The sequence below is a fragment of the Oceanibaculum nanhaiense genome, assembly GCF_002148795.1.
In the GTDB taxonomy this organism is placed as follows: Bacteria; Pseudomonadota; Alphaproteobacteria; order Oceanibaculales; family Oceanibaculaceae; genus Oceanibaculum; species Oceanibaculum nanhaiense.
In genome coordinates, this window is sequence record NZ_MPOB01000004.1 from 24,626 (window position 1) to 37,912 (window position 13,287).

A 13,287-nucleotide genomic window follows, 5' to 3' on the forward strand; every position below is an offset into this window, starting at 1 on the left:
GCGATGGCCGATCTGCTGCTGGAGATTTTCTCCGAGGAAATCCCCGCGCGCATGCAGGCGCGGGCATCCGAGGATCTGAAGCGCCTGGTCTGCGACGCCCTGACCGCTGCCGGACTGAGCTTCGACAGCGCCGCCGCCTATGTCACGCCGCGCCGGCTGGCGCTGTCGGTCGAGGGGCTGCCGCTGACCCAGCCGGATGTGACGGAAGAACGCCGCGGCCCGCGCGTGGGATCGCCGGAACAGGCGCTGGCCGGCTTCCTGAAGGCCAACAACCTGGCCTCCATCGACGCCTGCGAACAGCGCGATACCGGCAAGGGTGTATTCTATTTCCTGACTGTCGAGAAGCAGGGCGCGGCCACGCAGGACGTGCTGCCGGGCCTGCTGGTCGAAGCGATCCGCAAGCTGCCCTGGCCGAAATCGATGATCTGGGGTGAGACCGATTTCCGCTGGGTCCGCCCGATGCACTCCATCCTGTGCCTGTTCAACGGCCAGGAACTGCCGGGCCGGCTCGATCTCGGCGGTGGGCGGGAAATCCTGTTCGGCGACCGCACGCAGGGTCACCGCTTCCTGGCCCCGGCCGCGCTGGCGGTCGATAATGTCGAGGATTACAAGGCCAAGCTGCTGGCCGCGAAGGTGATCCTCGACCCGGCGGAGCGCCGTGCCTCGATCCTGCAGCAGGCCGAGGCTCTGGCCGCCAATGCCGGGCTGGTGCTGAAGCAGGATGACGGTCTGCTGGACGAAGTCACCGGGCTGGTCGAATGGCCGGTGGCTTTGATGGGCCGCATCGACGAGGCCTTCATGGATGTGCCGCCGGAGGTGCTGACCACCTCGATGCGGGCGCACCAGAAATATTTCGCGGTGGAGACCAAGAGCGGCGACCTTGCCCCGCATTTCATCGTCATTTCCAACATGCAGCCATCGGATGGCGGCGCGGTGATCGTCGGCGGTAATGAGCGTGTGCTGCGCGCCCGCCTGTCCGACGCCAAATTCTTCTGGGACCAGGACCGCAAGCACACGCTGGCCTCCCGCCTGCCGGCGCTGGCCAACATCACCTTCCATGCGAAGCTGGGCACGCTGGCCGACAAGGTGGGCCGGGTGCGCAAGCTGGCGGCCTATCTGGCGACGCTGATCCCCGGTGCGGATGCCAAACGCGCGGACCGCGCGGCGGAGCTTGCCAAGGCTGACCTTGTCACCGGCATGGTCGGCGAGTTCCCCGAATTGCAGGGCATCATGGGCCGGTATTACGCCCGCCATGATGGCGAGAGCGAGGCTGTGGCCCAGGCGATTGCCGATCATTATTCGCCGCTGGGCCCGTCCGACCGCTGCCCGACCGCGCCGGACTCGGTTGCCGTGGCGCTGGCCGACAAGATCGATACGCTGGTGGGCTTCTTCGCCATCGACGAGAAGCCGACCGGCTCGAAAGACCCCTATGCGCTGCGCCGCGCCGCGCTGGGCATCATCCGGCTGATTGTGGAGAATGGCCTGCGGCTGTCGCTGGAGGCGGTGTTTGCCAAGGCCGGCGCGAAATCCGATGTCGTCGCCGACCTCATGGGCTTCTTCGCCGACCGGCTGAAGGTGGCGATGCGCGAGCAGGGCGTGCGGCACGATCTGGTCACCTCTGTCTTCGCGCTGGGCGATGAGGATGATCTGGTGCGCCTGCTGAAGCGGGTGGACGCGCTGGCGGCTTTCCTCGCCAGCGAGGATGGCGCCAACCTGCTGACCGCCTATCGCCGCGCCGCCAATATCGTCGCCATCGAGGAGAAGAAGGACGGCCGCGCCTATGAGGGCCGCGCCGACCTGAAGCTCATCAAGGCGCGCGGCGAGGTGGCCGAGGCGGAACTGCACGGCACGCTGGGCGTTATCGAGGTGAAGATCGCCGATGCGCTGAAGGCGGAGGATTTCGCCGCCGCCATGGCCTCGCTGGCCAGCTTGCGCGCGCCGGTGGACCGGTTCTTCGAGAGTGTGACGGTAAATGCCGAGGATGCGGCCTTGCGCGAGAACCGGCTGAAGCTGCTGACGAAGATTCGCGATACGATGAACCAGCTTGCCGACTTCTCGAAGGTCGAGGGTTAGCCTCTCCCCAAGGGGAAAGGCGGAGGCCGCCTTTAGGGCGGCGCTATAGCGAGCCGGCCACCATGCGGGTGCCGGCAGATGTCCAACGCCAAGGCGGAACGACGATGACGAAATGGGTGTACAGCTTCGGAGACGGCAAGGCCGATGGCAGTGCCGCGATGCGCAATCTTCTGGGCGGCAAGGGCGCCAATCTGGCTGAGATGAGCAGCCTGGGCCTGCCGGTCCCGCCGGGATTCACCATCTCGACCGAGGTCTGCACCTATTTCTATGACCATGGCAAGCAGTACCCGGACGAGCTGAAGGCGCAGGCCGATGCCGCGCTGGCGGTGCTGGAAAAGGCACTGGGCATGAAGTTCGGCGATCCGGCGGACCCGCTGCTGGTCTCCGTGCGCTCCGGCGCGCGCGCCTCCATGCCGGGCATGATGGACACGGTGCTCAATCTCGGCCTGAACGACACCACGGTCGAAGGTCTGGCGAAGAAATCGGGCGATCCGCGCTTCGCCTATGACAGCTATCGCCGCTTCATCCAGATGTACAGCGACGTGGTGCTGGAGGTCGATCATGGCCATTTCGAGGAAATTCTCGAGAATGCCAAGGACGAGAAGGGCTACCGCCTCGATACCGAGCTGACCGCCGAGGACTGGAAGGCGGTCGTCGCCGGCTACAAGGCGAAGGTGGAGGAGGAGCTGGGCCGCCCCTTCCCGCAGGACCCGCAGGAGCAGCTTTGGGGCGCCATCGGCGCGGTGTTCAGCTCCTGGATGAACCAGCGCGCCATCGTCTATCGCCGGCTGCACGAGATTCCGGCCAGCTGGGGCACGGCGGTGAATGTGCAGGCCATGGTGTTCGGCAATATGGGCAATGACTGCGCCACCGGCGTGGCCTTCACCCGCGACCCTTCGACCGGCGACAACCTGTTCTACGGCGAGTTCCTGGTGAACGCGCAGGGCGAGGATGTCGTGGCCGGCATCCGCACGCCGCAGCCGCTGACCATTGCCGGCAAGGCGACTTCCGACGACGGGCTGCCGGCGATGGAAGAAGTCATGCCGGAGGTGTTCGGCCAGCTGATGGATGTGCGCGAGAAGCTGGAAACGCATTATCGCGACATGCAGGACATCGAGTTCACGGTGCAGCAGAACAAGCTGTGGATGCTGCAGACCCGTACCGGCAAGCGCACTGCCGCGGCGGCGCTGAAGATCGCCGTCGATATGGTGCGTGAGAAGCTGATCACCGAACAGGAAGCCGTGCAGCGCGTCGATCCGTCGGCACTGGACCAGCTTCTGCATCCGACGCTTGATCCGAAGGCCGAACGCATTGTCATCGGTCGCGGCCTTCCGGCCTCGCCGGGGGCGGCTTCCGGCAAGGTGGTGTTCACCGCCGATGCCGCCGAGGCACAGGCCGGCAAGGGCGAGGCCGTGATGCTGGTGCGCATCGAGACCAGCCCCGAGGATATCCACGGCATGCACGCGGCGCGCGGCATCCTGACGACGCGCGGCGGCATGACCAGCCACGCCGCCGTGGTGGCGCGCGGCATGGGCCGCCCTTGCGTGTCCGGCGCTGGCGAGCTGCGCATCGACTATGCCAAGAAGCAGATGTTTGCCGGCGACAAGGTGGTGAAGGAAGGCGACATCCTGACCATCGATGGTGGCACCGGCGAGGTGATGCTGGGCGAGGTGCCGACCATCCAGCCGCAGCTTTCCGGCGAATTCGCCGAGCTGATGGGGTGGGCCGACCGATTTCGCACGATGAAGGTGCGCACCAACGCCGAAACCCCGGCGGATGCCCGCGCGGCCCGCAAGTTCGGGGCAGAGGGCATTGGCCTGTGCCGGACCGAGCACATGTTCTTCGATGCCGAGCGCATCGTCGCCGTGCGCGAGATGATCATGGCCTCGACCGAGAAGGGCCGCCGCCAGGCGCTGGCCAAGATCCTGCCGATGCAGCGTCAGGATTTCGTCGAGCTGTTCCAGATCATGAAGGGGCTGCCGGTCACCATCCGGCTGCTTGACCCGCCGCTGCACGAATTCCTGCCGCACACTGACGAGGAGCTTGCCTCCGTCGCCAAGGCCGCCGGTGTGGATGCCGAGGCGCTGCGCCAGCGCGCCGTGCAGCTGAAGGAATCCAACCCGATGCTCGGCCATCGCGGCTGCCGCCTTGGCATCTCCTACCCGGAGATTTACGAAATGCAGGCGCGCGCCATCTTCGAGGCGGTTGCCGAGGTGCTGAAGCAGGATGGCGATACGGTCACGCCGGAAGTGATGGTTCCGCTGGTCGCCACCCGCAAGGAGCTGGACATACTGAAGCTCATCATCGACCGCACCGCCAAGGCGGTGATGGAGGAAAGCGGCCACAAGATCGACTATCTGGTGGGCACCATGATCGAACTGCCGCGCGCCGCGCTGAAGGCCGCCGAGATCGCCGAGAGCGCGGAATTCTTCAGCTTCGGCACCAACGATCTGACGCAGACCACCTTCGGCCTGTCGCGCGACGATTCCGGTTCCTTCCTGAAGGATTACCAGGATCAGGGGATACTGGAGAACGACCCCTTCCAGTCGCTGGATACGGAAGGCGTTGGCGAGCTGATCGCCATCGCCGCCGAGCGCGGCCGGTCCACACGCCCGGACATCAAGCTGGGCATCTGCGGCGAGCATGGCGGCGATCCCGCCTCGATCCAGTTCTGCCAGCAGGTCGGGCTGGATTATGTGTCCTGTTCGCCCTTCCGGGTGCCGATCGCCCGGCTGGCCGCCGCCCAGGCGGCGATTGCCGGCGGCGAGGCGGCCATGCGCAAGACCGAGAATGCCTAGGAGGAACGCCCTGGGGAGAACGCCTCGGGCGAACGCCCAGGGCGTACGCCTGACGGCCAAAGCGATCTATGGGAAATGGAAAGGGGGGCCAGCGGCCCCCTTTTCTTTTCGGTAATGTTAAATATGCGGCTGGCCGACAAAATGCTTTCTTCTATTTCTTTCCTGTTCGAATAGATTTCTTAAACGACGCTGCGCCGTTTGAGGCACAGCAACAGCAATGGCAGAACGCCAGCGCCGGACAAGAAGGTCAGCATGATCGATATTATCGCCGCCACCGAGATTCAGGATTCCCGTTTGCTCGCCCTCGCGAGCCAGTGGCAGGACGCGCTGAGCGATACCGGCAGTCCGCCCGCCTTCGAGCGCCTGCAGCCGGTGATGGGGCCGCAACTGCTGGATATCCACTGGCTGGTCGAGGAGCAGGGACACCCGCGCCGGTTCCGCTATCTCAGCATTGGCGATCATGTGAAGATTGCCTATGGCGGCAGCATCGTGGGGCGTTATCTCGACGAGATCGTGAAGCGATCCGCACAGCAGCGCGTCATGGGTTATTTCGATATCGCGATTTCGCGCCCCGCCGTCGTTCATATCGCGGGCCGCGTCTATTCTGAGGCGACCCGGCCGGCCAGCGGCGAACGCCTGCTGCTGCCGGTAGCCGATGACAAGACCGGGCGCGTCAACCGAATCCTGGGGGCGACCACCCATTCCTGGGTCGCGCCGAACAACCCATCCGGGCCGGTTCCGATCCGCCAGGTGCGGACCTATATCCCGCTCGATGGGGCCGCCCCCTGGAGCGAGACCAGCCTGTAGTTGCGTCAGCCGCCGCCCAGCGTCTTTTCCGCCAGATAGCGGATTTCGGCATCCAGTTCGCGTGGCGTGGTATCGATTCCCTGGCCCAGCCTGTCGGCGATAATTCCGAAGGCGGCGAGCCGCGAGAAGGGCTTGTCGTTCGATGGGATGATGTGCCAGGGCGCGGCCTCGGTCGAAGTGCGCTCCACCATGTCCTCGATGGCGGTCTGGTAGCCATCCCACAGCGCGTGATTGCGGAAATCCTCATAGCTCAGCTTCCAGCGCTTCAGCGGGTTTTCCATGCGGTCGCGGAATCGCTGTGCCTGTTCCTCATGGCTGATGTGCAGGAACAGCTTCACCAGCCGCACGCCATCATCGACCAGCATGCGCTCGAAGCTGTCGATCTCCGCATAGGCGCGCTGCCAGTCGGGTTCCGGCGTCAGGTTCTCGACCCGCTCCACCAGCACCCTGCCATACCAGGACCGGTCGAACACGGTGATCTGGCCGTGCTGCGGCAGCCTTTCCCAGAAACGCTGCAGATAATGCTGGCGCGCCTCGATGCTGTTCGGCGCGGCGATGGAATGGACCCGGAAGCTGCGCGGGTCGAAGGTCCAGCCCAGCCGGCGCACCAGCCCGCCCTTGCCGGCGGTATCCCAGCCTTCCAGCACGATGACGGCGCGTTCGCGGCTGCCCAGATAGGCCTGCTGGATGCGCTGGAGCGCTTCCTGCAGTGGCTTGATGCGCTTGTCGAAAACGCTGTCGCTGACGTCATGGTCGTTGGCCAGACGGTCCAGTTGCGGCCGGCCCTGGACCAGAAAACTCTCGGCTTGCGGTTGTTTCTTCTTGCTGGCCATCGGTCTTTCTCCTCCCCCCGCAGGACATCCGGTGATGCTACCGCGTCCACCACATCTTGTGTGAATCTTTGGTGAAGCCGCAATTTGATGCGGACAGGGCTGCTGCAGCGCGGTATGATTTTCTTGGAAACGGACTGAAGGATGGTTGGCCCATGCTTCCCTTGCCGGCATCAGCAGGCTGCCCTACGCCCCTCATGCTACCGAGGCGGAACAGGCCGGTTTTGCTATCGCCCGCAAGCCCGCTCGCCAGCCTCTTCAGAATGATCGATCGCGCATGCCTCCCATTGGGAGGCATTTTCGTTTCCGGCGTTCCCCGTACATTTCCGTCTCTTACCTGAGGAGCTTGCAGTATGGCCAAGCGTTCCACCCGTCAGGCGCAGGTCCGCGAATCCCGATCCCGTGAAGCGAATGTGAGGGCGCTGTTTCCCGGCGCTCCAGGCTGGCATCCGCTGGATGAGGGCTTTGACGAGGCCGGCCGGGAGCAGCGTTACGTGAAATCCGTGCGCCCGATGGGCGAGAACCAGAACGCGCTGCTGACCGCGATGGAGACGAAACACATGGTGGTCGCGGTCGGGCCGGCCGGCACCGGCAAGACCTACCTGGCCATCGCCAAGGCGGTGGAGGCGTTCGAGGCCGGCAAGGTGGCGCGCATCCTGCTGACGAGGCCCGCGGTCGAGGCGGGCGAGAGCCTGGGCTATCTGCCGGGCAGCCTGGAAGACAAGCTGGCCCCCTATCTGCGTCCGCTCTATGACGCGCTGAACGAGCGGCTGGGCGGCAAGCGGCTGAAGACGCTGATGACCGACGGCTCCATCGAGATCGCCCCGGTTGCCTATATGCGCGGGCGCACGCTGAACAACGCCTTCATCGTCATCGACGAGGCGCAGAACTGCACTTACGGCCAGATCAAGATGCTGCTGACCCGGCTGGGCTGGAACTCCACCATGGTGCTGACCGGCGACCCGGACCAGACCGACCTGCTGCCGGAATTGTCCGGCCTCGCCGAGATTTCCCGCCGGCTGGAAGCGCTGGAGGATGTCGCCGTGGTGCGTCTGCGCGAGCAGGACATCGTTCGCCACCCGCTGGTCGCCAGCATGCTGACGGTGCTGTAACCCCTTTACTTGCCGACCTGATCCGCCTCGCCTAGTCTTCGCGTCCGATCATTTGGACAGGAGATGGGGCGATGGCGGAGAAGGTGGCGCTGGTCACGGCGGCGGGGCGCGGCATCGGGGCGGCGATTGCAACGGAACTGGCGGCGCAGGGCTATAGGCCCGTGCTGCTGTCGCCCGGCGAAGCGGTGCTCGACCTGGCCGAAAAGCTGGGCGGCAAGGCGATCCGCGGCAGCGTGACCGAACCCGCTGACCTTGAGGCGCTGGTCGCGCTGGCGATGGACAGCTATGGCCGCATCGACGCGCTGGTGAACAATACCGGCCATGCGCCGAAGGGGCCGCTGCTCGAGATCAGCGATGCCGACTGGCACAAGGGCCTCGACATGGTGCTGCTGAACGTCATCCGCATGGCGCGGTTGGTGACGCCGATCATGCAGAAGCAGGGCAAGGGCGCCATCGTCAACATTTCCTCCTATGCCGCGCTGGAGCCGGAAGCGGACTTCCCGATGAGCACGCTGCGCGCCGCGCTGAGCGCCTGGAGCAAGCTCTACGCCGACGAGCATGCCGCGCTGGGCATCCGCATGAACTGCGTGCTGCCGGGCTTCGTGGACAGCTTGCCGGAGAAGGAGGCGCGCCGTGCCCGCATCCCGATGCAGCGCTACGCCCATGCCTCGGAGATCGCTACGGCGACCGCCTTCCTGTTGTCGGATGGTGCGAGCTACATCACCGGCCAGAGCCTGCGCGTCGATGGCGGCGTGACCCGCTTCGTCTGAGGCCGGGTCAGCGCAGCGCGCCGAACAGCAGCAGGCAGATTGTCACGGCGGCGATGATGCCGGCCAGATCAGCCGACAGCGCGGCAAACAGCGTGTGGCGCAGCCGGCGGATGTTCACCGCGCCGAAATAGACCGCCAGCACGTAGAAGGTGGTCTCGGTCGAGCCCTGCAGGGTGGAGACCAGATAGCCGGTATAGCTGTCCGGCCCGATGGCGGGGTCGTTGATGATCGAGGCCATGATGCCATAGGCGCCGGAGCCGGAGAGCGGGCGTAAGAGCGCCATTGGCAGCGCCTCCGGCGGCAGCCCGACCAGGTTGGTGACGGTGCCCAGCGGCACGATCAGCATCTCCAGCGCGCCGCTGGCCCGGAACATGGCGACCGCGACCAGGATCGCCACCAAATAGGGGATGATCCGCACCGCGACCTGGAAGCCGTCCTTGGCGCCCTCGACGAATACCTCGTAGATCTTCACCCGCTTGATGGCGCCGAAGCCCAGCAGCAGCACCATCAGGCCGGGGATGATCCAGGGCGCGATGGTCCGTCCATGGATGATGGTGACCGGCACCATGGCGAGGATGGTGCCCAGCGCCAGCATCGACACCCAGGCGGGATAGCCCTCTCCGGTCGGGTAGGATTCGGCTTCCGGCAGCGGCACGGAGACCGGCTCTTCCTCGGGCCTTTCCGCGGTAACAGGCAGGTCGGCGGGAAGATCGGCAGGGCCGGTGCTCCAATAGCGCTGCAACATCTTCGCCATCAGAATCGCGACCGTCGTGGAGCAGATGGTGGCGAACAGGGTGGTCGGCAGGATGCCGGCGGGATCGGCCGATCCGGCTGCCGCGCGGATGGCGATGACGCCGGTCGGCAGCAGCGTGATGGAGGAGGTGTTGATCGCCAGGAACAGCGCCATCGCGTTGGTCGCCGTGCCCTTGTGCGGGTTCAGCTTGTCCAGCTCCTGCATGGCGCGGATGCCGAACGGCGTGGCGGCGTTGCCGAGGCCCAGCACATTGGCCGAGAAATTCATGATCATGGCGCCCATCGCCGGATGATCCGCCGGCACCTCGGGGAACAGCCGCACCATCAGCGGGCGCAGCAGCCGCGCCACGATGGTCAGCAGGCCGCCGGCCTCCGCCACCTTCATCAGGCCGAGGAACAGCGCCATCACGCCAATCAGGCCGATGGCCAGCGTCACCGAGCCCTCGGCGGCCTTGATCATGCCGGCACCCAGCAGCTCCATCGGCGACTGATCTATCCCCTCCCAGGCGATCTGCCGGATGGCGGCGACAAGGAAGGCGATCATCACGATGGCGAGGAAGATGATGTTCACGGGCGGGTGCGTCCTGGTTTTGCCAAAGCCGGGTCCAATCTATAGGCTGGCGGGCAATATGGAACAGGCTCTTAAGGGCAGGAGCGAGGCAGGCATGAAGTTCGCGGATCAGATGGCGATTAAGCTGCTGGCCCATGCGGTCAACCAGCTGGGTACGGCGACGACGGAGGCGCTGTGCGCCACGCCCGACCGCCGCATGGTGCGCCTGATGGTCGAGCGCGTGAAGGGCGATCTCGACAGCTTCCTGGAGCATTACGAAGCGGTCGAACCGGCGGACGAGAAGCAGGGTTAGGCGCTGACAGATTTTCCTCGATATGTCATTCCCGGCCCCATGTTCCATTGGGTGCCGGGAATCCAGGGTTCAGCTTACTCAGTCGATGCTCCAGCAGGCGGAAGCCTGGACCCCCGCAACAAGTGCGGGGGTGACGGTTAGGGTGGATGGGCAGGGGGGTGCGAGACCTGCCACAAGAGCCATCACCGCTTCAGATACGTCCCATTCACGCAGTTGCGCAGCTCGCCGTCGCGTAGGTAGGCGATGGCGGTCTCCACCGCCTTGCGGCGGGCGTCCGTCTGGCTCTCCACGCTGTACCAGGCAGCGTGCGGGGTAACGACGAGGCGGCCTTTGATCCAGTCCGGCTGATCACGAAAATCGCGCATCAGCGGATGGTTGGCTTCTGGCGGCTCCTTTGGCAGCACGTCGAGGCCGGCGGCGGCGATGCGGTTGTCTTTCAGCGCTGCGTGCAGGGCATCAAGGTCGATCAGCGCGCCCCGCGCTGTATTCACCAGCACCGCTTCCGGTTTCATCGCAGACAGCGCGGCGGCGTCGATGATGTGCCGCGTCTCCTCGGTCAGCGGCGCGTGCAGGCTGACAATGTCGGCCTCGCCCAGCATCGTATGCAGGTCGGCCATCCGGGTGACGCCCAGCGCGATCTCCTGCCCCCAGGCGAGATAGGGGTCGTAGGCCAGCACATCGAGCCCGAAGGCCTTGGCGCGCAACGCCGCCGCGGTGCCGATGCGGCCGAGCCCGACGATGCCCAGCTTCTGGCCCCGGATGCGGCGGATGGTGGTCGCCGGGCCGCTCCAGTCGAAGCCGGCCACCGGGTCAGTGCGGATGCGGTCATTATACTGCACGATGTTGCGGCGCAGCGTCAGCATCAGGGCGATGGCGTGGTCTGCCACCTCGCTGGTGCCATAATCCGGCACGTTGCAGACCGGGATGCCGGCTTCCCCCGTCGCCTTCAGCTCGACATGGTCGAAGCCCGCACCGCAGCGCACGATGATGCGGCATTTCTTCAGCTTCGGCACCAGTGCGGGCGTGATCGGGCATTCGTGCCACAGCAGGATGGCCTCCGCCTGTTCCCATTCGGCATCGGGGATGGCGTCGCTGCTGCGCTCGCGCAATGTAACCAGATTCAGCAGGCCGGCGGCAGCCTCGCGCTCGACCAGCGCGCCGTCATGATATTGCGCGTCCGGCGTCAGGGTGCGGAAGGGTGCGGTCATGGCGTTATCCTGAAATAAGGGGTCAGACGAGATATTCGGTGCCGGCATCGACATTCAGGCTCTGCCCGGTGACGTGCCGTCCGGCATCGGAGCAGAGATAGAGCGCCATGTTGGCCACATCGGTCGCGGTCACGAATTCCTTCAGCGAGATCGGCGCCAGCATCTCGGCGCGCATCTCCTCCTCGCCGATGCCGCGCGCCTTGGCCTTGGCCGACAGCACCGCCTCGATACGCGGGCCGGCGACCGAGCCGGGCAGGATGGCGTTCACCCGGATTCCGTACTCCCCAAGCTCGACAGACAGGGTGCGGGTGACGCCGACCACGCCCCATTTCGTCGCCGAATAGGGGCTGCGCATCGGGAAGGCAAAGCGCCCTGCGGCAGAGGCCAGGTTCACGATGCATCCGCCACCCGCCTGTTTCCCCGCCTGCTTCAGGGCCGGTACGGCGCGGCGGGTGCAGTAGAACAGCCCGTTCAGATTCACATCCAGGGTACGTTGCCACTCATCCGGGTCGATCTCCTCGATCGGGCCGGTGGGCCCGGCGATACCAGCATTATTGACCAGGATGTCGAGGCCGTTCAGTTCCTTCAGCGCCCTGTCCATGAAGCGGTCCACCTGCGCCCGGTCAGCGACATCCACCACCATGCCGAAGCTGCCGGGCAGGGCGGCGATGATCTCGTCCAGCGCCTTCTCATCGATGTCGCAGAGGAACAGCCGGGCGCCGGCCTGGTGGAACAGTTCGGCAATCCGCCTGCCAATGCCGCCGCCGGCCGCCGTGACGATGGCGTTGCGCCCGTTGAGGCTGAGCTGCATGGGGGACCCTCCGCTGTGCTTCTTGATTGGGTTCAAGATGTATCAGGCGAGGCGGATAGGGGGGAAGGGGAGCGTACTTACTGACGCAAATATTTACAGCCGGTCGGGGTCGATCTGGTCCTTCGGGTCGCCATCGCGGCTGCCGACCATCAGCCCGCCGGCGATGAAGGCGCCGGTCAGCAGCAGGGCGGTGATTGTCGCCAGCGTGCTCCAGGCGGCGCCGAATTCCTGGCCGATCCAGACCACGCCGAACCAGAAGGCGAAGAAGGAGGCGACGGCGGCCAGGAGCATGAAGCCGACCCTGAGCACCAGATTGCCGATGCGCCGGGCCGACATCACCTCGCCCACAGCGGCACGCAGCGCGGTGTCGCGCAGTGCTTCGGCGATTTCCTGCTGCGCCAGCTTGCGCCAGTCGCGGTAGGACATGCCGCCGCCGGTCTTGTCGCTGACTTCCTTGCGGCTCTCGATGACGTCGCGCAGATGATCGACGATCTCTGCCGCGCGCTCGTCATGTGTCATGTCGGAACGCCGCTTCTTCGGTCCCGGTGTTTCGCGGGAAGGCGCGATCTTCAGCGGCGGCATGGAGACATGCCTGGGGGCAGGACGGGGCGGCCGGCCCGCCTGTCCGCCATTTCGATAGGAACTTTGCGACATCTTCGCCCTGGCATCTGTTGCGTATCGGCTCATGCTGCGAGCCAAGCAAGGATTGCGCCAGACAATAGCGGCTGCGGGCTGCGGCGTCGATCCTGATGCTGTTTTCAGCACCCCACCCTAGCGTACCACCTCTAGGCGGCGGTCGAAGGCTTCAAGCACCTCCTCCAGCGTCGAGCCGCGCTTCAGCTGCTGCTTGCCGCTGACCAGATAATACTCAACCGGGCGCTGCGGCCCCTTGTTGCATTTCTGGATGGCGAAAATTGGCCGTTCATGCGTGTGGCGGAAGATCGAGAAGGAAGCAACCTGCCCGTCATGGTCGATGGCGTAGTCGCGCCATTCGCCCGAGGCCACGCGGCGGCTGTACACATCCAGTATCCTGCCCAGCTCATGCCGGCTGAAATAGGTGCTGCGGCGTTGCTTCTGATAATCGGCCAGGCGGACGAACTGGTTCATAAGGCGGTCTCGGCACCTATTCCGGTTAGGGTTGCTGTAACAGTTTTGCCAAAATTGCCGGCAGCGTAAAGCCCGAAGGAAGCGAACTCGTCTCTGCGGCACCGCTTCGCATTGCATTGCCGGGGCGTGGAGGCTACCTTACGCCGCTTTCGGAC

12 protein-coding genes are annotated in these 13,287 nt (G+C 65.4%); 6 read left to right on the forward strand and 6 right to left on the reverse strand.

What is annotated here, in order from left to right:
- Window positions 1–3 precede the first annotated feature (3 nt).
- The 3 genes from glyS (at window position 4) to BKM74_RS07590 (ending at window position 5,678) form a co-directional block, all read left to right on the forward strand.
- A complete protein-coding gene (gene glyS, locus BKM74_RS07580) occupies window positions 4–2,073 on the forward strand; it encodes a glycine--tRNA ligase subunit beta (RefSeq protein ID WP_086465106.1) in 2,070 nt (689 codons plus the stop codon).
- Window positions 2,074–2,177: 104 nt separating this feature from the next.
- On the forward strand, window positions 2,178–4,871 hold the full coding sequence (gene ppdK, locus BKM74_RS07585; protein WP_086465107.1) for a pyruvate, phosphate dikinase: 2,694 nt from the start codon (window positions 2,178–2,180) through the stop codon (window positions 4,869–4,871).
- A gap of 252 nt (window positions 4,872–5,123) precedes the next feature.
- Window positions 5,124–5,678, forward strand: coding sequence for a hypothetical protein (locus tag BKM74_RS07590; protein WP_086465108.1), 555 nt, complete (start codon window positions 5,124–5,126; stop codon window positions 5,676–5,678).
- A gap of 5 nt (window positions 5,679–5,683) precedes the next feature.
- On the opposite strand, the gene BKM74_RS07595 is transcribed toward BKM74_RS07590, so the two are convergent.
- Window positions 5,684–6,511 carry a polyphosphate kinase 2 family protein gene (locus tag BKM74_RS07595; protein WP_086465109.1) on the reverse strand — a complete coding sequence of 276 codons (828 nt, stop codon included), beginning with the start codon at window positions 6,509–6,511 and terminating at the stop codon, window positions 5,684–5,686.
- Between the two features lie 350 nt (window positions 6,512–6,861).
- On the opposite strand from BKM74_RS07595, the gene BKM74_RS07600 reads away from it, so the two are divergent.
- Window positions 6,862–7,620 carry a PhoH family protein gene (locus tag BKM74_RS07600; protein ID WP_086465110.1) on the forward strand — a complete coding sequence of 253 codons (759 nt, stop codon included), beginning with the start codon at window positions 6,862–6,864 and terminating at the stop codon, window positions 7,618–7,620.
- Between the two features lie 71 nt (window positions 7,621–7,691).
- Entirely contained in the window at window positions 7,692–8,390 is a 699-nt protein-coding gene (locus BKM74_RS07605) for an SDR family oxidoreductase (RefSeq protein ID WP_086465111.1), read from the forward strand.
- 7 nt (window positions 8,391–8,397) lie between these two features.
- Here BKM74_RS07605 and BKM74_RS07610 read toward each other — a convergent pair whose 3' ends face one another.
- Complete coding sequence (locus tag BKM74_RS07610) at window positions 8,398–9,714, reverse strand: nucleoside recognition domain-containing protein (protein ID WP_086465112.1); 1,317 nt, start codon at window positions 9,712–9,714, stop codon at window positions 8,398–8,400.
- A 94-nt stretch (window positions 9,715–9,808) separates the two neighbouring features.
- Between BKM74_RS07610 and BKM74_RS07615 the strand changes: the two genes are divergently transcribed.
- Entirely contained in the window at window positions 9,809–10,006 is a 198-nt protein-coding gene (locus BKM74_RS07615; RefSeq protein WP_086465113.1) for a hypothetical protein, read from the forward strand.
- Window positions 10,007–10,188: 182 nt separating this feature from the next.
- Here the strand turns inward: BKM74_RS07615 and BKM74_RS07620 are convergent, their stop codons facing one another.
- From BKM74_RS07620 to BKM74_RS07635, 4 genes are all read right to left on the reverse strand, one after another.
- Window positions 10,189–11,214, reverse strand: a complete 1,026-nt coding sequence (locus tag BKM74_RS07620) for a C-terminal binding protein (RefSeq protein ID WP_086465114.1) — start codon at window positions 11,212–11,214, stop codon at window positions 10,189–10,191.
- 22 nt (window positions 11,215–11,236) lie between these two features.
- Window positions 11,237–12,025 (reverse strand): SDR family oxidoreductase, encoded by a 789-nt coding sequence (locus BKM74_RS07625; RefSeq protein ID WP_086465115.1) that lies wholly within the window; start codon window positions 12,023–12,025, stop codon window positions 11,237–11,239.
- A gap of 93 nt (window positions 12,026–12,118) precedes the next feature.
- A complete protein-coding gene (locus tag BKM74_RS07630; RefSeq protein WP_086465116.1) occupies window positions 12,119–12,607 on the reverse strand; it encodes a hypothetical protein in 489 nt (162 codons plus the stop codon).
- Between the two features lie 189 nt (window positions 12,608–12,796).
- On the reverse strand, window positions 12,797–13,132 hold the full coding sequence (locus BKM74_RS07635; protein WP_176342445.1) for a DUF2794 domain-containing protein: 336 nt from the start codon (window positions 13,130–13,132) through the stop codon (window positions 12,797–12,799).
- Between the last annotated feature and the right edge of the window lie 155 nt (window positions 13,133–13,287).